Source organism: Chelatococcus sp. GCM10030263, from assembly GCF_042666455.1.
Lineage (GTDB): Bacteria > Pseudomonadota > Alphaproteobacteria > Rhizobiales > Beijerinckiaceae > Chelatococcus.
The window spans coordinates 572,713-595,035 of record NZ_JBHTDB010000009.1 but is presented as its reverse complement, the minus strand read 5'-3'; the positions used below and the strand labels follow the sequence as shown (position 1 = coordinate 595,035).

Sequence of the window (22,323 nt, the reverse complement as noted above, 5' to 3'; positions counted from 1 at the left end):
CCGCTCTCATCGTTTCGTTCTCAGAAGCTCGGCCAGGCCGTCGCCGGCGAGGCTGAAGCCGAGGCCGGTGATCACGATGGCGATGCCGGGGAAGACCGCGATCCACCAGGCGGTCGTCATGAAATTCTTGCCGTCGGCGATCTGCACGCCCCATTCGGCGATGGGAGGCTGCGCGCCAAGGCCGAGATAGCCGAGGCTCGAGCCTAGCAGGATGGCGAGCGCCATGTCCGTCATCCAGTAGACGATGGCCGGGGTGATGGCATTGGGCAGGAGGTGGCGGAAGACGATGCGCGCCGGCGTATAGCCCATGACACGCCCGGCATCGGCATAGTCCAGGCGCTTCTCGACCTTCACCTCCGCCGCGACGAGCCGCGCATAGAACACCCAGCCGACGACGCCGACGGCGATATACATATTGACCAAGCCCGGCCCGAGCACCGAGACGATGGCGATGACGAGGACCAGGAAGGGAAAGGTGATGACCGCGTCGACGATCCGGCCGAAGATCGCCTCCGCCACGCCGCCGACATAGCCGATGAGCGCCCCGACGATCGTCCCGAAAATGAAGGGGCCGACGGTGGCGAAGATGGCGATCTGCATATCCACCGTATAGGCGTGGATGACGCGCGAGAGCACGTCGCGGCCGAAGCTGTCCGTGCCGAAGGGGTGGGCGAGACTCGGCCCTTGCAGGATCGCGTTGTAGTCGAAGGCAATGGGGTCGTAGGGCGCGAAGGCGGAGGGGAAGACGGCAACCAGCAGGCTGAGGCCCAAGATGACGAGGCCGGCGATCAGGGTACGCGGCAGGACAAGCGTGCTTCGTCGCTCGATCGGTTTGTCTTCGGCGAGCACGCTCATCGCGCGATCCTCGGGTCGAGCCAGGCCTGGACGATGTCCGTGACGAGGAATGTCAGCGACACGAGCACAGCGAGCGCGATGGTGAGGCCCTGCACCACCGGATAATCGCGGCCGTAGATGCTGTCGATCATCAGCCGGCCGGCGCCAGGAACGGCGAAGACGCTCTCGGTGATGACGGCCCCCCCGAGCAGCGTGCCGATCGACAGGCCGAAGAGCGTGACCGTCGAAATGAGGGCGTTGCGCAGCACGTGCCGGATCATGATGATGCGCGACCGCAGCCCCTTGGCGCGGGCGAAGTCCACATATTCGGCATCGACGACGCCGATGATCGCAGCCCGCAGATTGCGCATCAGCACGGCCGCGAGGCTCAGCGCGAGCGTCACGGCGGGCAAGAAGAGGTGATAGAGGCGGTCGCCCCAGGTATCGCCATAGCCGCCCACCGGAAACCATTTGAGCTGCGCGGCAAAGACCGTGAGGAGAAGGATGCCGAGATAGAACACCGGCATCGACAGGCCCACCTGGAAGGCGCCGCGGATGACGGTGTCGGCGGCGCGCTCCCGCTGCACGGCCGCCAGGAAGGCGAGCGGCACGGACAGGACGAGCGCGATCACCGCCGCCATGGCGGTCAGCATCAGCGTCACGGGCAGGCGCTCGGCAATGAGCTGCACCACCGGCACGCGCAAGCCAATGGATGTGCCGAGATCACCCCTGAAGACGCGCTCGACGAAATAAACGAACTGCACCGGCAGCGGCTTGTCGAGCCCGAGGCTCGCATTGATGCGCGCCACATCGGCGTCGCGCGCCCGGTCGCCGAGCATGGCGCTGGCCGGATCGCCGGGCAGCAACCTCACCAGAACGAAGGTGACGACGAGGATGAACGCCACCGTGGGCAGCATTTGGAGAATGCGGCGAAGAATGAAAGTAAAAAGCGACAAGCCAAGCCCCGATCTCGTCCAGGAATATGGACTTCAACCCTTTGCCAGCGACCCCATAGGCCCCGTGCCAGCAGCATAACGACCGCAAGCCTCGGCCGCGGGCGCAGGATCAGCTCCGGCCAATCAACCTCGACCATCCGCTGACGTGCGCCTCACCCTCCCCTTGAGGGGGAGGTGTCCTCTGCATCATGCTCTAAACCGAGATCACGTCCGTTCCTATCGAGCATCACGTCGCAGTGCGGCGGGCGCGAGCTGCTCACGTCCGCCGCACGCCGGCCTATTTGTCCAGCCAGGCCCCGACGAAGATGTTGTTGCCGAGCGGGATCTGCAGGAAGCCGTGCACCTTCTTGTTGAGCGCGACCGGATAGGGCGTCTCGTAGAGCGGAACGGACGGCCCGTCGCCGTTGAAGATCTCCTGCATGCGCGCATATTGCTCGGCGCGCTTCTTCGGATCCATCTCGCGCTGGGAGGCTTCGAAGAGCTTGTCGGCTTCTTCGCTCTTCCAGCCGCTGTGCAGCGCGTCGATCGTCGGCGAATAGACGAAATAGGACGTGATCTCGTTCGGATCGGCGATGTCGTCGGTCCAGGGCGATACGCGCATGGTGAAGGTGCCGTCGCGATACTGCTGGGTGCGCGTCGGGTTATCGACCTGCTGCAGGGTGAGCTTGATGCCGATCTGCGACCACATCTGCTGCAGCGCCGTCGCGATGCCGATCTCGTCCTGATTGCCGGCGAGCACCAGGATGCTCGTCTCGAAGCCCTTTTCGAAGCCAGCCTCCTTCATCAGGCTTTTCGCCTTCTCCAGATTGTAGGGGTAGAGCGGCGTGTCGCCCGTGTGCAGCGGCGTCGCCGACGACATGTAGGAGGTCAGCGGCTTGCCAACGCCATGGGTCACGATCTGGATGATGGCATCCTTGTTGACCGCATATTTCATGGCCTCCCGCACCTTGGGGTTGGACTGCGGGTTCGGCTTGCCGTTGAGCTCGGGGCGCACGTTCATGGTGACGTTCGTCACGCGCGTCGATGGGAAGAGCTCCATATTGATGTTGGCCGCGGCCTTGAGCTCGGCGACACGCGAATAGGGAATGAACTCCGCCCCGTCGAGCTCGCCCGACTGCAGCTTCAGGATGCGGGTCGCGTCGTCCGGGATCACTTCGAAATTGACGCCGTCGAGATAGGGCAGCGGCTTGCCGTCCTCGCCCTTGGCCCAATAGTGCTCGTTGCGCACGAGCTTCATGTTCGAGCCGCGATCCCACGACTGGAGCACGAAGGGACCGGAGCCGATCGGATGCTGGGAGAAGTTCCTGGCCTTCTCCTCGTCGGTCGCGCCGGGCGCGGCCTCGAAGGCCTTCTTCGGCAGGATCGCGGTGTTGAACACCGTCAGCGCCGGAAGGATCGCGGGATCGGAATGCTTCAGCTTGACGACGATGGTCTTGTCGCCCTCGGCGACCACATCGTCGATCGATGCGACGAGAAAGGTCCAGATGCCGTTCTTCGGATTGGCCGCACGTTTCAGCGACCAGATGACGTCTTCCGCCGTGATCGGCGATCCGTCTGAAAACTTGATGCCGTCGCGCATGGTCAGCGTGACGGTCTTGCCGTCCTCGGACACCTTCCAGGCGGTCGCCAGGCCCGGCACAACGCCCTTGCCGTCCGGCGTCGGCTGGAGCAACGTGTCGTAAAGGTTGGTCAGGATCCAGATATCGACATTGGCGTCGTTGAGCACCGGATCGAGGAAAAGGCTGTCGGCGTAGCGGCCGTAGGTCATAACCCCTCCCCGCTCGACGGCAAGGACCGGGAGGCTCGTACTGAGCAGAAGCGCGGCGGCGGCGACCGCTTTCATCATCGTCTTCATGCGAGTTCCCTTTCTCCAGAAGGCCAACTGTTCTTATTGAATAGAACGTTTCCACAGTGAAGGGAACGGTGTCAACGCCTTTATGGGAGCGGCCGCCAATGTCCACATGGCCGGCTCTCTCAAGGCTTGTGTGCGTCCGATCGGAGGTATAATCGTTCTATTGGCATAGAACAGACGCCACGATCGGGTCGCATGGAATTCTTCGTCGACCGGCAGCTGCCGGTCCCCCTCCGCACGCAGCTCCAGGGGCTCATCGAATACGGCATCGCCTGTGGCGAGCTCGTGCCCGGAGAGCTCTTGCCGTCCGTCCGTGACCTTGCGGAAAAGGTCGGCGTGGCGCCGATGACGGTGAGCCAGGTCTATGCGGACCTGAAAGCGGCGGGTCTCATCGAGACGCGGCCGGGTGCCGGGACCTATGTCACCAACAGCCTGCAGGCGCGGCTCGCTAACCGCCCCGAGACCGCCCTCCTCCACCGCCGCATCGACCAGCTGATCGACGAATCCCAAGCGCTCGGCATCCGCTCCGCCGAGCTCGTGTCCCTCGTCAGCTCACGCGTCTTCTATCGCGACAGCATCGGCCGGCGCATGCATATCGTCATGATCGGCGTGTTCCCCGACGCCACCGCGAGCTATGCGAAGTTCATCGCCGGCCGGCTGGGCAACAGCGTCACCGTCGAGCCTCTCACGGTCTCCGATATCGAGCGGACCCCTCAGGCGCGGGCACGTGCCAATTCCGCCGATCTCGTGATCACTCTGGTCAACCGCTACCGCGAGGTCTCGGCGCTCGTGCCGAATACCAAGGTGGTGGCCATCAGTTTCATTCCGTCGGAAGAAACGCGCATGGCGCTGGCCGCGCTCGATCCCCTCTCGCGGGTCGCGATCATCTCGCGCTTTCCCGATTTCCTGCCGATCATGATGGCCGGCGTCCAGCGGTTCGCCTCGCATGTGCAGGAGACGGCCGGAGCGACCTTGGACACTCCCGAAGTTGCGAAGATCGTCGCCAAAGCCAATGTCGTCGTCTACGCCACAGGAGCGGAATCCATCGTCGGGCGGCTGCCGGGCGGCGTCCAGGCCATCGAATATCGCCACACGCCGAATACCGCAGACATCGACCGCATCATCGTGCCCATCATCCGGTCGGCCGGCGAATTGCCCATGGGCGCCCCGGTCGTCGCGGCGGAGGAAGAAAGGGAAGCAACGTGAAGATCGCAGAGGCCAATTGGCAGCAGATCGAGGCCTATCTGAAGAAAGACGACCGCGCCATCCTGCCGCTCGGCAGCACCGAGCAGCATGCGGGACTTTCTCTTTCGGTGGATTCGATCCTGTCGGAACGCGTGTCGGTAGAGGCCGCCGAGCCGCTCGGCATTCCCGTCTTCCCGGTCGTTGCCTATGGGCTGACCCCCTATTTCAAGGCCTATCCCGGGACCGTCAGCCTGCGGATCGAGACCTATATCCGGCTCGTGGGCGACATTCTCGACAGCCTCAAGCTTCAGGGCTTCCGCCGCATCCTCATCGTCAACGGCCATGGCGGCAACCAGGCGGCCGGCAGCTTCGCCATCGAATGGATGGCCGACAATCCGGACGTCGCCGTCAAGTTCCACAACTGGTGGAACGCACCGAAGACCTTCGCCAAGGTGCAGGAGATCGACACCGTCGCCTCGCATGCCTCCTGGATGGAGAACTTCCCCTGGACGCGGCTTGCCGGCGTGAAACAGCCCACACAGCAGAAGCCGATGATCGACCTCGCGCGCATGCGCGTGATGGCGCCCGAGGCCGTCAGGGCCTATCTCGGGGACGGCAATTTCGGCGGCTATTACGAGCGGCCCGACGCCGACATGCTGGCGATCTGGCAGCTCGCCGTCGAAGAGACACGTGAGCTTTTGGAGGGCCCCTGGGCATGAGCGGACCCATTCTCGTTTGGGGCGCAGGCGCCATCGGCGGCTCGCTCGGCGCCGCCTTCATCCGGGCCGGCCATGAGGTCGTCTTCGTCGACGTGGCCGCGGATCACGTGGCGGCGATCAATGCCCATGGCCTCAGGATCGCCGGTCCCATCTTCGAAGACACCGTGACGGCGAAAGCCTTCACGCCCGATGAGCTGCAAGGCCGTTTCGAGCGGGTCTTCCTTTGCGTGAAGGGGCATCACACCGCGGCCGCAAGCCGGGCGCTCGCGCCGCATGTGGCGGACCACGGCTACGTGGTCTCCGCCCAGAACGGTCTGAACGAGCCGGTCATCGCCGAGGCTGTCGGCGCCGAGCGGGTGGTCGGCTGTTTCGTAAATTTCGGCGCCGATTATCTCGAGCCGGGTGTCGTCCATTACAGCGGCCGCGGCGCGGTGGTCGTAGGAGAGCTCGACGGCACGACGACCGAGCGCATCACGGCAATCCACGCGCTGATGCGCGAGTTCGAGCCGCGCGCCGTCCTCACCGACAACATCTGGGGCTATCTCTGGGGCAAGCTGATTTATGGCACGCTGCTCTTCGCGACGGCGCTGACCGACGACAGCATCGCCGACGTGCTCGCCAATGCCCGCTACCGGCCGATGCTGACGGAACTCGCGCTTGAGGTCGGCGCCGTGGCGAATGCCGCCGGCATCAAGCCGGAGGCCTTCGACGGCTTCGATCCCGCAGCCTTTGCGCCGGGTGCGCCGGCGGCCGAGACCACCCGCTCCTTCGACGAAATGGTCGCCCACAACCGCCGCTCGACGAAATCGCATTCCGGCATCTGGCGGGATATCGCGGTGCGCAAGCGCAAGACCGAGGTCGATGCGCAAATCGTGCCCATCGTCGAGAAAGCACGGTCGCTCGGCGTGCCGACGCCGCTTACCGCCCGTCTTGTGGAACTCATCCACGATATCGAGGACGGCCGGCGTTCGCTCGATCTCGCCAATCTCGACGATCTCGCGGGAAGCGCCCGCGCAGCTGCAGGGGCTGAAGCATGAATATCGATTTCTCCGGCAAGGTGGCCATCATCACCGGCGCGGCCCACGGCTTCGGCCGGATGATCGCGCTCGGCTTCGCCCAGCGGGGCGCGACGGTCCATATCTGCGACGTCAATGACACGGGCCTTGCCGAAACGGCGGAGCTCTGCGGACCGGCGGCGACAGCTCATCACCTCGACGTCAGCGACCGCGCGGCGGTGCAGACGACCGTCGCCAAGATCATCGCCGACCATGGCACCGTCGACATTCTCGTCAACAATGCCGGCGGCGTGCGCGGCCAGGTCGGCCGGCCGATCGAGGAGATCACGGAAGCCGAATGGCAGACGATCTTCGACGTCAATCTCTCCGGCGCCTTCTTCATGACGCAGGCCGTGGCGCCTGCCATGAAGACAGCCAAATACGGACGCGTGATCAATATTTCGAGCGGTGCCGGGCTCGGCATCAGCCTCACCGGCATCCAGGCCTATGCCGCGGCGAAGGCCGGGCAGATCGGGCTGACGCGCCAGCTCGCCCATGAGCTCGGCGCCTGGAACATTACCGTCAACAATGTCGCGCCCGGCTTCGTGCGTTCCAATCCGACAACCGAGCGGCAGTGGGAGGCCATGGGCGCGGACGGCCAGGCGAAACTTATCCAGAACATCGCCCTGAAGCGCCTCGGGACGCCCGAGGACATCGCCCATATGGTCCTATTCTTTGCTTCCGATTACGCTGGCTGGATCAGCGGCCAGATCATCAGCGTGGACGGTGGCAAATGAGCGCCGTCGAGGACTATCTCCTCGCCCATATCGAGGAAGGCATCGAGGATCTCAAAGCCTTCTGCCGAATCCCGAGCGTCAGCACGGATCCCGCCTTTCACGGCGGCATTCGTGAGGCGGCCGCGTTTCTGGCGGATCGCCTGCGGCGCGCCGGCTTTCCCACGGTCGAGGTCCTGGAAACGGCCGGCCATCCGGCGGTTTTCGCCGAGCTGATCCGTGATCCCGCCGCGCCGACGGTGCTCGTCTACGGCCACTACGACGTGCAGCCGCCGGATCCGCTCGACAAATGGCTGACACCGGCCTTCGAGCCGACCATCCGCGACGACCGCATCTACGGTCGCGGCGTCTCCGACGACAAGGGACCGCTTCTCATCCCCGTGCTCGTCGCCGAGGCCTATCTGAAAACGGAAGGCCGCCTGCCGCTCAACATCAAGTTCCTGGTCGAGGGCGAGGAGGAATCGGGCAGCCCAAATTTCGAGCCGCTGCTCGCCACCCATCGCGACCGGCTCGCCTGCGATCTCGTCTTGTCGGCCGACGGCGCAATGTGGCGGCCGGATCTGCCCTCCGTCACCGTCGCGAGCCGCGGCCAGGTGGCGCTCGAAGTCACCGTGACGGGCCCCAGCAAGGACCTCCATTCCGGTCGGCACGGCGGCAGCGCGCAGAACCCGATCCGCGCGCTCGTGCAGATGCTCGGCGCCATGCACGACGCCGAGGGTCGTGTGATCGTCGCGGGTTTCAAGGACGGCGCGAAGCCGCCGGATCCGCGCATCATCGCGGCCATCGAGGCGGCTCAATTCGATGCGGAGACCTATTACCGCTCGATCGGCTCGCCGAAACCCGACCCGATCACCGACGGCCGCGAGCTCCTGACCCGCCAATGGCTCGAGCCGACGCTCGAATTCAACGGCATCTCCGGCGGCTATCAGGGCGCCGGCGGAAAGACGGTCATTCCGTCGACGGCGAGCGCCAAGATCTCCTGCCGGCTGGTGGCGGGGCAGACGCCGGCCGAGGTCACTGCGGCCATTGCCAGTCATCTCGAAGCGCGACTACCGAAGGGTTTCGCCGTTTCCGTGATGCAGCGCGGACCGGGCAGCCAGGCCTTCTTCATCGATCCCGATCTGCCGGCGCTCGCGCAAGCCGAAGCCGTGCTCGGCGAGCTTCTCGGGCAGAAGCCGCTGCGCGTTGCAATGGGCGCGACCATTCCGATCGGCGCTGCCTTCCGCAAGCATCTCGAGGTCGAGGCGATCTTCTTCTCCTTCTCCACGGCGGACGAGGACTACCACGCGCCGAACGAGTTCTTCCGCCTGTCGAGCTTCCGCACGGGCCTGGTCGCCTGGGCGCGGCTGCTCGACCGCTTGGCCAAACCGGCTCACTGACGAGGAGGTGCCGGTGGAGGACACGGCTTTCGCGGGCATCCAGCAGCTCGCGGCGCGCTATCGCGATGGCTCGCTCGATCCCGTCGCGGTGGTCGAGGCGGCGCTTGCGCGGATCCAGCGGCTGGACCCCAAGCTCAACGCTTTCGCCGATCCGATGGCCGAGTTTGCGCTTGCTGAAGCCCGGCAGCGCGCGGCCGAGCTTGCAGCGGGTCAAGATCGCGGGCCGCTGCACGGCATTCCAGTCGCCATCAAGGACCTGATCGAGGTTGCCGGCACGCCGACTGGCTATGGGAGCCGAGTCTGCACGCCCGTCACGGCATCGACCGATGCGCCGCTGGTCGCCCGGCTGCGTGCCGCCGGCGCCGTCATCCTCGGCAAGACCAATCTGCTCGAATATGCCTATGGCATCGCCCATCCCGAGGTCGGGCAGACGAATAATCCGCACGACCTGGGGCGCACATCCGGCGGATCGAGCGGTGGCTCGGCAGCGGCCGTCGCGGCTGGCATCGTGCCGATCGCCATCGGCACCGATACCGGCGGTTCCATTCGCATTCCCGCCTCCTATTGCGGCATCGTCGGCTTGAAGCCGAGCTATGGGCTCGTGCCGACCGAGGGCGTCTTCCCCCTCTCCTGGACACTCGACCATGCCGGCCCGCTCGCCCGCACCGTCGAGGACGCCGCACTCGCGCTCGCGGCCCTGACCGACGCTCCGGTGCCGCTTGCGCCCGTCGGTCTCGCCGGCGTGCGGATCGGCCTCATTCGCCATCACTTCGATCATCCGGCGGTAACGGCGGACGTGGGAGCTTCCGTCGAGGCGGCGGTCGCACAGCTGACGGCCAAAGGGGCTGCGGTCACTGCCGTCACGATCCCCGACCTCGCGCCTGTTAATCGTGAGCTCCTGCATATCCTCCTGCCGGAGGCGGCGCTCATCCACGCCGATCTCCACGCCCGGAACGCCGCCGGCTATGCGCCTGCCACCCGGGCACAGATCGAAGCGGGCTTTGCCGCGAAGGCGACGGACTATGTGCGGGCGCAGCGCTATCGGGCCGCGCTGCGTGATGCGGTCGAAGCGGCGTTCGCGGAGGTCGACGTGCTCCTGAGCCCGTCCGTGCCCTTCGTCGCGCCGGTCGAAGACCCGGAATTCGTGGAAGGTGACTACGACGGCGAGATGCTGGCGAGCGGCTTCGTCAATATGACCGGCCATCCCGCGCTCAGCCTGCCCTGCGGTTTCGCCGGTCATTTGCCTGTCGGCTTACAGCTCACCGGCCGTCTCGGCGACGACGCGCGCCTCCTCTCGATTGCCGGGGCAGTGGAAGCGGCGCTCGATGGCTATCGCCCGCCTGCCTTGACGTAAAGCTCGACCGGACCTGGGGACAAGCACCATGCAACATCACCTTCCCGCCTCTCCCGACACCTGCGCCTGGGGCTATTTCGACCCGAAGCGCGGGCCGGTGCTCACCGTCGACAGCGGCGACACGGTCGTCGTCGAGACGGTTTCGGGCGGGCCGGAGGTGCTGCCGCCCGAGTCCTTCCATGTGCCGCCGGAACTGCGCGAGATCCATGCGCGCTTGAAGCAGGAGATGCCCGGCCATATTCTCACCGGCCCGGTCGCCGTGCGCGGCGCCAAGCCCGGCCAGGTGCTGGAGGTGCGGATCGACGCGGTCGAGCTGCGGCAGGACTGGGGCTACAATTCCATCCGCCCGCTCGCCGGTACCCTTCCTTATGACTTCGAGGCAGCGCGCCTTCTCAACATCCCGCTCGACGCGCAGGCCGGGGTCGCCCGCCTGCCCTGGGGGCTCGACCTGCCGCTTCACCCCTTCTTCGGCGTCATGGGCGTGGCCCCGCCGCCGAACTGGGGGCGGATTTCTTCCATCATGCCGCGCGCCCATGCGGGCAATATCGACAACAAGGAGCTCGTCGCCGGCACGACCCTTTATCTGCCGATCTTCAACGAGGGCGCGCTGTTCTCCTGCGGCGACGGCCATGGCGCGCAGGGCGACGGCGAGGTCTGCATCACGGCGATCGAAACGGCGCTCCGCGGCACCTTCCGCCTCATCCTGCGCGAGGACCTGTCCCTCACCTATCCACGCGCGGAAACGCCGACCCACTACATCACCATGGGCATGGACCCGGATCTCGACCAATGTGCGGTGATGGCCCTGCGCGACATGATCGTGCTTCTCAGCGAGAAGGCCGGACTGTCGCGCGAGGACGCCTATACGCTGTGCAGCCTCGCCGGCGACCTCCGCATCACGCAGACGGTCAATGGCTGCAAGGGCGTGCATATGATGATGGCGAAGAGCCTGGTGGATTAGGCGGCGGCTTTTATCCGCCCCCACCCCTCCTGACGAGGGCGGGGCTATCGCATATGCCGATCGGTGCGGCTCTGATCCTCCCCTGGAGGGGGAGGTGGCGCCACGCAAGTGGCGCCGGAGGGGGACACAGCCGCGAATTTGACCCCACCCGTCTTCGAGCTTCGCTCGAATCCACCCTCCCTGTGCAACTCGGATTCATCCGAGTTGCACTCTCATCGATGCGCAAATCGGGAGCACCCAATTTGCGCGGGGAGGGATCGGCGCCGGTTCGCCGGCTCCGCGAGACGCGACGGCAACCGTGATTGTGGCGGCACGCTCACCGTGCCCCTCCCCCGGCCACTCGGATCGATCCGAGTGGCCCTTTCGACATGCGGAAATCGAGTAAACCCGATTTCCGTGGGGAGGGGTAAGGGGTGGGGGTCGTCTCGCCCAAAGGCGGAGAACCTAGCCCTTCGTCACGCCTTTCAGGCTGATGAGCCCCGTCGGCAACGGCGTGAAGCCTTTTACGGATTTCGACAGCACGAAAGGCCAGGGCTGGTAGTAGAGGTAGATGAGCGGCAGGTCGTCCTGCAGAATGGCCTGCGCATCATCATAGAGCTTCTTGCGCGCGGTAACGTCGGGCGTCACCTTGGCCTTGTTGAGCAGATCGTCGACCGGCTTGTTGCAGTATTTCGCATAATTCAGCCCGGCACCGCAGGTCACGAACTGGTGGATGTTGCCGTCCGGATCGTAGCGGCCGGACCAGCCGAGCAGCACCGTATCGAAATCGCCGGACTGGATCTGTTGCAGCATGGTGGTGAACTCCACGGCGCGCAGCTTCACGTCGAAGCCGGCGTCGGCGACCATCGCCTGGATGAGCTCGGCGATCTGCTGGCTCGTCGTGGAATTCGTGAAGAGCAGCTTGAAGGGCACGCGCTTGTAGCCCGCCTCGGCGAGCAGCGCCTTGGCTTTTTCGACGTCGCGCGTCGTCACCGGCAAGGATTTGTCGAAATAGGGATTGGTGTCGCTGATCGGCTGCTGGGCCGGCTTGAAGGTGCCGGAACCGACCACCTCGTTGATGGCGTTGCGGTCGATGGCGAGCTGCAGCGCCTGGCGCACGCGCTTGTCCTTGGCGAGTGGCGAATCCCCCCGCGGCTTGCCGACATTGATAGTGATGCCCTGGTAGCCGACGCTGGTCACGAGGGCGAGCTGCAGATTGGCATCGTCGCGCACGACGGGAATGTCCGATGGCGCGAGCCGCTCGAGCATGTCGAGATCGCCTGCGCGCAGATTGGCGAGCCGCACCGTGGTGTCGGGAATAGGATAGAAAGTGATCTTGTCGAAGCTATAATCTTTGGCGTCGCGATAATCGGCGAATTTTTCCAAGGTGATGCGATAATTCTGCTGGCGGTCTACGAATTTATACGGACCGGAACAGACGGGCTTGGTGCCGGCCGTGTCGAAACTTGCGGGCGACAGCATCATGCCGGCACGATTGGAGAGCTGCGGCAGCAGCGTCGGGTCGGGCTGCTTCAGCTTGATCACGAAGGTCGCGGGATCGACCACCTCGACCGACGCAATGGACTGCAGCTCGCTCTTGCGCATGCTGTCCTGCAGCGTCATCGCCCGCTCGATATTGGCCTTCACGGCCGTAGCGTCGATCGGGGTGCCGTCGTGGAACTTGAGGCCGGCCTTCAGCTTCATCGTTAGCACGGTGTGATCGTCGTTCCATGTCCAGCTCTCGGCGAGCTCAGGCTTGGCCTGCAAGTCCGGGCCGACCGCGACGAGGCTGTCGCAGAGGGATTCGAACACCACCTCGCCGACGAAGGTGCGCGATCGGGCTGGATCAAGAACGTCAACGTCGTCCTGCAGGCCGATCTTGAACTCGCTCGCCGAGGCGCTCATCCCCGACAGGGCAAGTGCGGCGACCGACAGCACCAGAAGTTTTCTCATGCGCATGTTCCCCCAAGGCGCGCCATTGAGGCGCTCAGTTGCGAATGGCTCTCCCGTTGCGCCATCTCCCCGATCCATTTTTTAGCGCGGGCCGGCGCGGCCGCACCGCTTTCAGTTCTCGCGCGGGTCGAGCGCGTCGCGCAGGCCGTCGCCGAGCAGATTGAAGCCGAGGACGAGCAGGAAGATCGCGGCCCCCGGGAAGAGCGACATCCAGGGCGCCTGGCTCATGAAATTCTTGGCCGTGTTGAGCATGGAACCCCAGGACGGATCCGGCGGCTGCTGCCCGAGGCCGAGGAACGACAGGCTCGCCTCGGCGATGATGGCGGTCGCGACCGTCAGCGTCGCCTGCACGATCAGCGGCGGCATGATATTGGGAAAGATATAGCGGATGATGATCCAGCGGTTGGGCAAGCCGATGGCGCGGGCGCCCTCGACATAGTCTTCCGCGGTGATCATCAGGGTCTGGCCGCGGGCAAGCCGCGCGAAGATCGGCGTCGCCGAGAGGCCGATGGCGATCATCGCATTGGTGAGGCTCGGCCCGAGGAAGGAGGCGAGCGCAATCGCCAGGATGAGGAAGGGAATGGCCAGTTTCGCATCGATGACGCGGGAGATGACCATATCCGTCCAGCCGCCGAAGAAGCCCGCCAGCAGGCCGAAGGGCACGCCGACGCAGACAGCGATGGCGACGGAAATGACGCCGGCCATCAAAGAGGTGCGCGCGCCATAGGCCATGCGGCTGAAGATGTCGCGGCCGAGCTCGTCGGTGCCGAACCAGTGGAGCGCCGAGGGCGCCTTGCGGATGGCCGTGAAGCTCGTCGCCAACGGATCATAGGGCGAGACGAGCGGCGCGAAAATCGCGACCAGCACGAAGAGCGCTACGACGCAGCCGCCGAAGATCGCGGCGCGGTTCGCCAGGAATTTAGCGAGCGCACGTCCGCCGCGCTGCGGCGGCACCTCGTCCAGCGGCTCGACCCCGACCATGGTGGCAGCGGTCGTCGCCGTGGCGCGGCTTTCCTCTTTTCGATCCGCGTCGCTGACTGCCAAGGAATTCATCAGCTCCCCCTCAATCGCGGATTGATCAGGATGTAGAGGACGTCGGCGAGAAGGTTCATGGCGATGAAGCCTATCGCCGTGCACAGCACGATGCCCTGGACGACGGCGTAATCGCGAGTGAAGACGGCATCGACGATAAGCTTACCGAAGCCCGGAATCGTGAAGATCTGCTCGGTCAGCACGGCCCCGCCCAGAAGCTCGCCGAAGAGCAGCGTCATCAAGGTCACGATCGGCGCGAGTGCGTTGCGCAACGCATGCTTGTAGACGACCTTCCCCTGGCGCAACCCCTTGGCGCGGGCCGTGCGGATATAGTCCGAGCGCAGGATGCCGATCATGGCCGAGCGGGTGTGGCGCATGAGGCTTGCCGCGAGCGCCGTGCCGAGCACGAAGGCCGGCATCAGCATCGTCTTGATAGACAGCCAGAAGTCCTGTCCCGGCGGCACATAGCCCGAGGCCGGCAGCCAGCCAAGCCGAACCGAGACCAGGAAGATAAGGAGAATGCCGAGCCAGAAGTTCGGGATTGATAAGCCCGACAGCGCCACGACATTGGCGACATAGTCGGTCGCCGTACCCTTGCGCACGGCCGACAGGATGCCGGTCGGCACGCCGATCACGACGGCGATGATCATAGCCATGATGGCGAGCTGGATGGTGACCGGCAGCTTCTGAGCGATCAGCGTCGTCACAGGCACGTCGGTGCGCAGGGAAATGCCGAAATCGCCCTGCAGCACCCGCCCGACCCAGGCACCGTATTGCACCGGGATCGGGTCGTTCAGGTGGTATTTCTCGCGCAGGAATTCGATGACCTTGGGGTCCCGTTCCTCGCCGGCCATGGCGAGCACGGGATCGCCCGGCAGAAGCTTCTGCAGGCCGAAGACGAGCATCGACACGATGATGATGGTCGGGATGGCGACGAGGAAACGGCGCAGGATCATTTGTGTCATGGACCATCCTTCACGCGCATCGGGAGCCGAGCGCAATCCGTGGCCAGGTTTCGTCCCCTCTCCCCGTCTGCGGGGAGAGGGACAGGGTGAGGGGCATGGGCGCTGATCGACAAATCCCCCCTCACCCGGCCGCTTCGCAGCCGACCTCTCCCCGCCCGCGGGGAGAGGTAACCCAGCGGCCCGCTGGCCGCATGCACCGCTGAGGGAGAGCAATCCCGCCGAGCCCTCCGTATGTTCTGGGCCAGAATCGTCATATGCTACCCGCCGACCTTCATGCCCTTCAAACGGATCATGCCGTCGGGATAGGGCTGAAAGCCCGTCACGTCCTTCGCAAGGACGAAGGGCCAGGGCTGGTAGTAGATATAAATGGTCGGCAAGTCGTCGAGCAGGATGGCCTGCGCCTTATCATAGATCTCCTTGCGGGCGCCCTCATCGGTGACTTGCCGGGCCTCATTAAGATATTTGTCGACCTCGGCATTGCAGTATCTGGAATCGTTCAGATTGCCCTTGCAGGTCGCGAACTGGTGGATGTTACCGTCAGGATCGACGCGGCCGGACCAGCCGATGATGGACACATCGAAATTGCCCTGCTCCATCTCCTGCTGCATGGCGGCGAATTCTGTCGGCCGCAGCGTGATCTTGAAACCGACCTCACCGGCCATGGCCTGGATGAGCTCGGCGATCTGCTGGGTGGTGCTGCTGTTGCCAAAGACCATCTCGAAGGACGGATTGGGCACGCCCGCCGCGGCCAGAAGTGCTTTCGCCTTTTCCGCGTCGCGCTCCACCAAGGGGAACTTGTCGCTGTGGAAGGGGCTCGCCGGCGGGAAGGGCTGCTGGGCAGGCGGGAGGATGCCGGCGCCGACGACCTCGTTGATGATATTGCGGCCGATCGCCAGCTGCAGGGCCTGGCGGATGCGCTTGTCCTGGCCGAGCGGATTCTTGGCGCGCGGGCCGTTGGCCACATTGATGCGCATGGACACGTAGCCGAGCCCGGTGACTGGCACGAAATTGAGCTTCGGGTCGCTCTTGACCGTCGGCACATCAGACGGCGCGAGCCGTTCCAGCATATCGAGATCGCCTGCCCTCAAATTGGCGAGACGCACGGTCGTATCGGGAATGGAGATGAAGGTAACGTTCTTGATCGGATAGCTCGCGGCGTCCCAATAGGCGTCGTATTTCGTGAGCTCGATCCGGTCGTTCTGCACGCGGCGAACGAATTTATAGGGGCCCGAGCAGACCGGATTCTGGGAGAAGTCGCCGCTTTTGCCGAAGGCCGCGGGCGACAGCATCATGCCGGCGCGATCCGACAGGGTCGCGAGCAGCGTGGCGTCCGGCTGCTTCAGCTTGATCACAACGGTCGAGGGATCGACCACCTCGGCCGCTGCGACGGAGGTGAGCTCGCTCTTGCGGTTGGAATCCGACAGCGTCAGCGCGCGTTCGATATTGGCCTTCACCGCCGCCGCATCGAAGGGCGTGCCGTCATGGAAGGTGACGCCCTGGCGCAGCTTGAAGGTGAGCGCCTTCTGGTCGGCACTCCACGACCAGGAGGTCGCGAGCTGCGGAACGAACTGCAGATCCGGCGAGATGTCGACGAGCTTGTCGCAGAGCGAGGTGAAGACGATCCGCCCGACATAGGTGCGGGCGCGATGCGGGTCGAGCACGTCGGGATCTTCGTTGAGCCCGACCCTGAGCGTCTGGGCGAAGGCCGCCGAGCTGGCCAGTAGTCCGGCGGCAAGCGCCACCATCTTGATCGCTCTCATCATGTCTCCCCTCTTCCGATGATCACGGCATGTCCGGCTGCAGCGAATTCGAGCCGGCCGCTCCCTCCCCCACCAGGCCGACGGCGGTGCCGGCCTGGCGGGCACGATACAAGGCAAGCCGCGCGGAAAGCGCCGGGCTGTCGGCGACCGCAAGGCGCGGGCTTGCCCCCGCCGCCTGGATCTCCTGCCAGAAATGGCAAGCCACTTGCCGGCCACTGCCGCCGACGCCGGTGAGCACCGGGCGCTCCTCGGCGCAGACGGGCCGTGCATGCGGGCAGCGCGTGTGGAAGCGGCAACCGGACGGCGGATTGGTCGGGCTCGGAATGTCGCCCTGCAGCGGCATGCGCACCCGACGCCCGCGCGGGTTCGGGATGGGGATCGCCTCGAGAAGGGCCTGCGAATAGGGATGGAGCGGCGCCTCGAAGAGCTCCTCCGTCTCGGCAAGCTCCACCACCTCTCCGAGATACATGACCGCGACATGGTCGCTCATATGGCGGATGACGGCGAGGTCATGGGCGATGACGACGAGGGTGAGCTTCAGCCGCTCCTTCAGCTCCTCGAGCAAATTGATAATCTGCGCCTGGATCGACACGTCGAGCGCCGAGACCGGCTCATCGCCGAGGATGAGCTGCGGCTGGCCGGCAAGCGCCCGCGCTATGCCGATGCGCTGGCGCTGGCCGCCGGAGAATTCGTGCGGATAGCGCTCGGCCATGTCGGGCCGCAGGCCGACCAGATCGAAGATCTCGAGCACTCGATCCCGTCGTTCGCCGCCGGCGGCAAGCCCGTGCAGCCAGATCGGCTCGCCGACGATCTGGGCGGCCGTCATGCGCGGATTGAGCGAAGCGAAGGGATCCTGGAAAATGATCTGCAACTCGCGCCGAAGCTTGCGCATCTGTTCCGCCGAAAGACCCGCGAGATTGCGGCCGCGGTAGACGACGTCGCCGGAGGTCGGATCGAGCAGGCGGATCATGAGCCGGCCGAGGGTCGATTTTCCACAGCCGGATTCGCCGACGACGGCGAAGGTCTCACCGTCCATGACCTTGATGGAAACACCGTTGACGGCCTGCACGACGGGCGCGCGGGTGAAGAGCTGGCGCCCTCCGCCGAACTGCTTGACGAGGGAGACGGTCTCGAGAATGGGCGTGGGCGCTGCCATCAACCGGCCTCCGCGAAAGTGGTTTCGAGCGGCGCATACCAGCAGGCGGCCCGATGGCGATCGTTCGCCGGCCCGATGGGCGCGAGCGGCGGCGGTGCGACGCATCGCGCCTGCGCGAAGGGACAGCGCGGCCTGAAACGGCAGCCCTGCGGCATGCGCTCGATCGACGGCACCGTGCCGGTGATGGTCGCGAGCTTGCCGGAGCGGCGCCCGAGCGACGGCATCGCCCCGACGAGGCCGATGGTATAGGGATGCTGCGGATCGTCGAAGACCGCGTCAACGGGGCCGGCCTCGACGACATTCCCCGCATACATCACCACCACGTGATCGGCCGTTTCGGCGACCACGCCGAGGTCATGCGTGATGAGGACGACGGCCGTGCCGGTCTCGCGCTGCAGGGTCTTGATCAGGGCCAGAATCTGCGCCTGGATCGTCACGTCGAGCGCCGTCGTCGGCTCGTCGGCGATCAGAAGCTTGGGGGAATTGGCCAGCGCCATGGCGATCATGACGCGTTGGCGCATGCCGCCGGACAGCTGGTGGGGATAGTTCTTCAGCCGCCTCTCGGGCGCGGGAATGCGCACCTTCTGCAGCATGTCCAGGGCCGCCGCGCGGGCCTCGGCCCGCGATACGCGCCGATGCCGCTCAACGGTCTCCATGAGTTGGTCGCCGATCGTGAAGGCCGGATTGAGCGACGTCATCGGCTCCTGAAAGATCATCGACATGCGGTTGCCGCGCAGATCCGACATCTCGCGGTCCGACAGGCTGAAGAGATCGCGGCCCTCGAAGATCGCCCGCCCCGAGACGATTTCAGCGGGCGGTGTCGGCAAAAGCCCCATCAGCGCCAGCGAGGTGACGCTCTTGCCGCATCCGGATTCGCCCACGATGCAAAGGGTTTCCCCCTCCCGCACCTCGAAACCCACCCCGTCGACGAGGTTCTTTCCCGGCCCGAAGCGGAGGGAAAAATCGCTGAGGCGGAGGACGGGATCCGTTTCGGTCATCGCTGCAAGCCTTCCACCCCTCTGGAAATCGGTGTCATGCCGGTCGGCCTTGCAAGATCCTTGCCCCGACCGGAACCTGGACTGCGCTGCGCTGACGCAGCCCTTCCACCGCGCCAGATGCCGGCCTTAGGCCGGCATCTGCATCGGGCGCATGTCTTGCGCATTGTGAGCAATGTCCGGACAATCCGGAGCGTCCCCCGCCGATCGGCAATTCAGATCTTCGCCGTTTTGCAACCGTTCTAGCAACTTATAACGGGCGATGCGGGACCACCTGTCAAGACCGCTCACCGGCAGCTGTGGGGAAAGAGCTTCCACGGTCCTGCCCATCGTTTCAGCAGAAAATATCAAGGCTGCGCCGGAGATTTTCATCGGCTGCGCAGATTCTAGGCGCTTCCTCGCGTTGAGGAGCTTCGTTACTCCGTGTTAGAACAGCCTATTCTTTATCCAGACATTCATCGGTCCGGGCAGGCTGAGCGGCCGAAACCATGGGCCAACGGAGGGAAAGACCACATGTCTCCATCGAAGAAGCGTGTTGCGCGCTGGTCCGCATTGCTCGCCTTCGCTCTCGTGGCGGGCCCGGTATCTGCAGCCGGTCTGCGCATCGGGATGCGAGCCGATCCGGATATTCTGGATCCGGCACAGGGCACCTCCGTCTATGGGCGCGTCATCTTCGCGGCGCTCTGCGACAAGCTGATCGACACGAGCGCCGAGGGCGGCTTTCGACCGCAGCTCGCGACGCAATGGACATGGTCGACGGACAACAAGTCGCTCACCCTGAAGCTCCGCGAGGGGGTCGTTTTCCACGACGGCACGCCTATGGACGCCGAGGCGGTGAAGGCCAATCTCGAGCGCTACCGATCCGACCCGATCTCACGCCGCAAGAGCGAGCTCGCGCCGGTCGAGAGCGTCGACGTCGTCGATCCGCAGACGGTCAAGATCAATCTCAAGGAGCCCTATGCGCCGCTAATCAGCGTGCTGTCCGACCGCGCGGGCATGATGATGTCGCCGACTGCGATCAGCAAGGCGGGTGCGGAGATCGGCCGGCATCCCGTCTGCGCCGGCCCCTTCGAATTCGTGGAGCGCGTGCCCCAGGACCGCATCGCCCTCAAGCGCTTCGATAAATATTGGAACAAGGACCAGGTCTTTCTCGACAGCGTCACCTATGTGCCGATCCCGGACGACAGCGTGCGGCTGCTGAACCTGCGCTCTGGCGACCTCGACATGATCGAACGCCTCGCGCCGACCGACATCGCGACCGTCAAGGGCGCAGCCGATCTCACCCTCGTGGAGAGCCCGTCGATCGCCTACGACATCATCTCGATCAATGTCGCCCATGGCGACAAGGCCGACAATCCGCTCGGCAAGGAAGCGAAGGTCCGGCAGGCGCTCGAGCTCACGCTCGATCGCGACGCCATCAACCAGGTCGCCTATGAGGGCGCCTTCGCGCCCAGCAACCAACATGAGCTGCCGGGCTCGCGTTTCTACGACAGCGCCCATCCGGTGCCCAAACGCGATGTGGAAAAGGCGAAGGCACTGCTCGCCGAAGCAGGCGTGACCAGTCCGAGCTTCACGCTCTACACGGCCAATAACCCCGTGCAGCAGCAGGTAGCCCAGCTCATTCAGAGCATGGCCGGCGAGGCCGGATTCAAGGTCGACATCCAGGCGGTGGAATCGGCGACGCTCGCGGCGAAATCCAATAGCGGAGATTATCAGGCCTCACTGGCCATCTGGAGCGGCCGTCCGGACCCCGACGCCAATGTCTCGCCCTGGGCGTCGTGCAACGGATTCCTGAACTGGGGGCGCTACTGCAATCCCGAGCTGGACAAGGTCCTGGTGGCCGCCCGGCAGACGACCGACGATGCGGCGCGCGCCAAACTCTACAATCAGGCCGTGGACATCTATCTCACCGACCTGCCGCATATCGTGCTCTACCACTACAAGTCGCTGTGGGCAGTGCGGAAGCCGGTCACCGGCTTCGTGCCCTATCCTGACGGCCTCATCCGCCTGCAGGGCGTGAAGAACGGCGGGTGAGCACGGTACCGGGCGCCGATCTCAGCTCCTCCTTATGACGAAGCCGGCGGTCCGAGACCGCCGGCTTTTTTGATCGGGCAATCGTGAGACCGGGCGGCCGACAGGCGCTCAGCCCTCGGGCGGGCGACGCGGTTCGTCGTCGCTCGGATCGGCATCGGCCGCGCCGTTATCGGGATCGTCGTCGTGCGCCGGAATGGCGTAGCGGCCGGACAGCCAGCGGTTGAGATCGACATCCGCACAGCGCTTGGAGCAGAACGGCTGCCAATGCGCCTCCGAGGGCTTGCCGCAGATGGGGCAAGGCTTTGCGCGTGCGCTGTTGTCGTTGACGGCGACCGGACCCATGAGATGCCTCATGCCGCATTGAGCCAGGTGAGGCGCACCGGATAGCCCTCCCCGGCTAGAAGATTGACGGCTTCGTACAACGGCAAACCAACCACCGAGGTGTAGGATCCCACCAGCTTGACGGCGAAAGCGCCGGCCAATCCCTGGATGGCATAGCCGCCCGCCTTGCCGCGCCATTCGCCGGAGGCGAGATAGCTCTCGATCTCGTCCTGCGAAAGATTCTTGAAGCGCAGGCGCGTCTCGACGCCCCGCTGGCGGTGCTTGCCGCGCGGAGTGATGACATGCACGGCCGAATAAACGCGATGTCCGCGGCCGGAGAGGAGCCTGAGGCATTGCGCCGCCTCTTCGACGGTCTCCGCCTTGGGCAGCACACGCCGGCCGACGGCGACCACCGTGTCGGCGGCAAGAACGAAGGCGCTCGCGAGCTCCTCACGCCGCTCGATCATCTTGTGAACGGCTTCCGCCTTGTCGCGCGCCAGGCGGCGGGCGAGGTCGCGCGGCTTCTCGCCTCTCAGCGGCGTCTCGTCGACGTCGGCAGGCACCAACGCGTCGGGCTCGATGCCGACCTGCTGCAGAAGCGCAAGCCTGCGCGGCGAGGCCGAGGCCAGGACCAGTTTGGGGCGCCAACTCGCCGACAGAGATGCGTCGAGAATGGAAACCAAGGGGCGGCTCTCCCGTCGGGCGGCGCAGCGGTATCAGATCAATTACTTGAAACGATAGGTGATCCGGCCTTTGCTCAGATCATACGGCGTCATCTCGACGAGAACGCGGTCGCCGGTCAGCACGCGGATGCGGTTCTTGCGCATCTTGCCGGCCGTATGGGCGACGATCTCATGGTCGTTCTCGAGCTTGACGCGAAACATCGCGTTGGGCAGCAGTTCCGTTACGACTCCCGGGAACTCGAGGAGTTCTTCTTTCGACATGCCATTCCTTGCAGTCACTATGGTCACGAGGGAACGCGCGGACCCTACTCGAAACCCGTCACATTGTGAACATAAGATAGGATGTGTGCCCCGCACCAAATATCGCGCGAATCATCCCATTCGCGCGAGGCACCTTTCCATAGATGGCCCTACCA

The 22,323-nt window shown here is 65.0% G+C and carries 20 protein-coding genes; 8 read left to right on the top strand and 12 right to left on the bottom strand.

The genetic code is table 11. From position 1 onward, the window contains the following. Positions 1-6 precede the first annotated feature (6 nt). From ACFQU1_RS21660 to ACFQU1_RS21650, 3 genes are all read right to left on the bottom strand, one after another. Positions 7-855: an ABC transporter permease gene (locus ACFQU1_RS21660; RefSeq protein ID WP_378136576.1), complete on the bottom strand. Its 849-nt coding sequence runs from the start codon at positions 853-855 to the stop codon at positions 7-9. Continuing rightward, positions 852-1,790, bottom strand: a complete 939-nt coding sequence (locus ACFQU1_RS21655) for an ABC transporter permease (RefSeq protein WP_378136574.1) — start codon at positions 1,788-1,790, stop codon at positions 852-854. The genes ACFQU1_RS21660 and ACFQU1_RS21655 overlap by 4 nt, the downstream gene beginning before the upstream one ends. A gap of 277 nt (positions 1,791-2,067) precedes the next feature. Beyond that, positions 2,068-3,645, bottom strand: coding sequence for an ABC transporter substrate-binding protein (locus ACFQU1_RS21650; protein ID WP_378136572.1), 1,578 nt, complete (start codon positions 3,643-3,645; stop codon positions 2,068-2,070). Between the two features lie 192 nt (positions 3,646-3,837). On the opposite strand from ACFQU1_RS21650, the gene ACFQU1_RS21645 reads away from it, so the two are divergent. The 7 genes from ACFQU1_RS21645 to ACFQU1_RS21615 are packed head-to-tail and all read left to right on the top strand — an operon-like array spanning position 3,838 to position 11,029. After that, complete coding sequence (locus ACFQU1_RS21645; protein ID WP_378136570.1) at positions 3,838-4,848, top strand: GntR family transcriptional regulator; 1,011 nt, start codon at positions 3,838-3,840, stop codon at positions 4,846-4,848. Beyond that, positions 4,845-5,546 (top strand): creatininase family protein, encoded by a 702-nt coding sequence (locus ACFQU1_RS21640; protein WP_378136568.1) that lies wholly within the window; start codon positions 4,845-4,847, stop codon positions 5,544-5,546. Before ACFQU1_RS21645 ends, ACFQU1_RS21640 begins: the two co-directional genes overlap by 4 nt. Further along, on the top strand, positions 5,543-6,583 hold the full coding sequence (locus ACFQU1_RS21635) for a ketopantoate reductase family protein (RefSeq protein ID WP_378136566.1): 1,041 nt from the start codon (positions 5,543-5,545) through the stop codon (positions 6,581-6,583). The genes ACFQU1_RS21640 and ACFQU1_RS21635 overlap by 4 nt, the downstream gene beginning before the upstream one ends. Then, positions 6,580-7,338, top strand: a complete 759-nt coding sequence (locus tag ACFQU1_RS21630) for an SDR family NAD(P)-dependent oxidoreductase (RefSeq protein WP_378136564.1) — start codon at positions 6,580-6,582, stop codon at positions 7,336-7,338. The genes ACFQU1_RS21635 and ACFQU1_RS21630 overlap by 4 nt, the downstream gene beginning before the upstream one ends. Beyond that, positions 7,335-8,714 (top strand): dipeptidase, encoded by a 1,380-nt coding sequence (locus ACFQU1_RS21625; protein WP_378136562.1) that lies wholly within the window; start codon positions 7,335-7,337, stop codon positions 8,712-8,714. The genes ACFQU1_RS21630 and ACFQU1_RS21625 overlap by 4 nt, the downstream gene beginning before the upstream one ends. Before the next feature lie 13 nt (positions 8,715-8,727). After that, positions 8,728-10,068: an amidase gene (locus ACFQU1_RS21620; protein WP_378136560.1), complete on the top strand. Its 1,341-nt coding sequence runs from the start codon at positions 8,728-8,730 to the stop codon at positions 10,066-10,068. Between the two features lie 28 nt (positions 10,069-10,096). Continuing rightward, positions 10,097-11,029, top strand: a complete 933-nt coding sequence (locus tag ACFQU1_RS21615; protein ID WP_378136558.1) for an acetamidase/formamidase family protein — start codon at positions 10,097-10,099, stop codon at positions 11,027-11,029. A gap of 444 nt (positions 11,030-11,473) precedes the next feature. Here the strand turns inward: ACFQU1_RS21615 and ACFQU1_RS21610 are convergent, their stop codons facing one another. From ACFQU1_RS21610 to ACFQU1_RS21585, 6 genes are all read right to left on the bottom strand, one after another. Beyond that, positions 11,474-12,967 (bottom strand): ABC transporter substrate-binding protein, encoded by a 1,494-nt coding sequence (locus tag ACFQU1_RS21610; RefSeq protein ID WP_378136556.1) that lies wholly within the window; start codon positions 12,965-12,967, stop codon positions 11,474-11,476. A 105-nt stretch (positions 12,968-13,072) separates the two neighbouring features. After that, positions 13,073-13,942 (bottom strand): ABC transporter permease, encoded by an 870-nt coding sequence (locus ACFQU1_RS21605; RefSeq protein ID WP_378136821.1) that lies wholly within the window; start codon positions 13,940-13,942, stop codon positions 13,073-13,075. Positions 13,943-14,013: 71 nt separating this feature from the next. Then, the gene (locus tag ACFQU1_RS21600; protein ID WP_378136554.1) at positions 14,014-14,958 is read right to left on the bottom strand and encodes an ABC transporter permease; all 945 of its coding nucleotides are present in this window, start codon (positions 14,956-14,958) and stop codon (positions 14,014-14,016) included. Between the two features lie 257 nt (positions 14,959-15,215). Then, on the bottom strand, positions 15,216-16,718 hold the full coding sequence (locus tag ACFQU1_RS21595) for an ABC transporter substrate-binding protein (RefSeq protein ID WP_378136552.1): 1,503 nt from the start codon (positions 16,716-16,718) through the stop codon (positions 15,216-15,218). A gap of 22 nt (positions 16,719-16,740) precedes the next feature. Then, the gene (locus tag ACFQU1_RS21590; protein WP_378136550.1) at positions 16,741-17,874 is read right to left on the bottom strand and encodes an ABC transporter ATP-binding protein; all 1,134 of its coding nucleotides are present in this window, start codon (positions 17,872-17,874) and stop codon (positions 16,741-16,743) included. Beyond that, on the bottom strand, positions 17,874-18,872 hold the full coding sequence (locus tag ACFQU1_RS21585; protein ID WP_378136548.1) for an ABC transporter ATP-binding protein: 999 nt from the start codon (positions 18,870-18,872) through the stop codon (positions 17,874-17,876). Before ACFQU1_RS21585 ends, ACFQU1_RS21590 begins: the two co-directional genes overlap by 1 nt. Before the next feature lie 510 nt (positions 18,873-19,382). On the opposite strand from ACFQU1_RS21585, the gene ACFQU1_RS21580 reads away from it, so the two are divergent. Continuing rightward, the gene (locus ACFQU1_RS21580; protein WP_378136546.1) at positions 19,383-20,903 is read left to right on the top strand and encodes an ABC transporter substrate-binding protein; all 1,521 of its coding nucleotides are present in this window, start codon (positions 19,383-19,385) and stop codon (positions 20,901-20,903) included. Positions 20,904-21,011: 108 nt separating this feature from the next. On the opposite strand, the gene yacG is transcribed toward ACFQU1_RS21580, so the two are convergent. The 3 genes from yacG to infA form a co-directional block, all read right to left on the bottom strand. After that, the gene (gene yacG, locus ACFQU1_RS21575) at positions 21,012-21,245 is read right to left on the bottom strand and encodes a DNA gyrase inhibitor YacG (RefSeq protein WP_378136544.1); all 234 of its coding nucleotides are present in this window, start codon (positions 21,243-21,245) and stop codon (positions 21,012-21,014) included. 8 nt (positions 21,246-21,253) lie between these two features. Further along, entirely contained in the window at positions 21,254-21,883 is a 630-nt protein-coding gene (locus ACFQU1_RS21570) for a Maf-like protein (protein WP_378136819.1), read from the bottom strand. A 66-nt stretch (positions 21,884-21,949) separates the two neighbouring features. Next, positions 21,950-22,168, bottom strand: a complete 219-nt coding sequence (infA, locus tag ACFQU1_RS21565) for a translation initiation factor IF-1 (protein WP_378136542.1) — start codon at positions 22,166-22,168, stop codon at positions 21,950-21,952. Positions 22,169-22,323 lie beyond the last annotated feature (155 nt).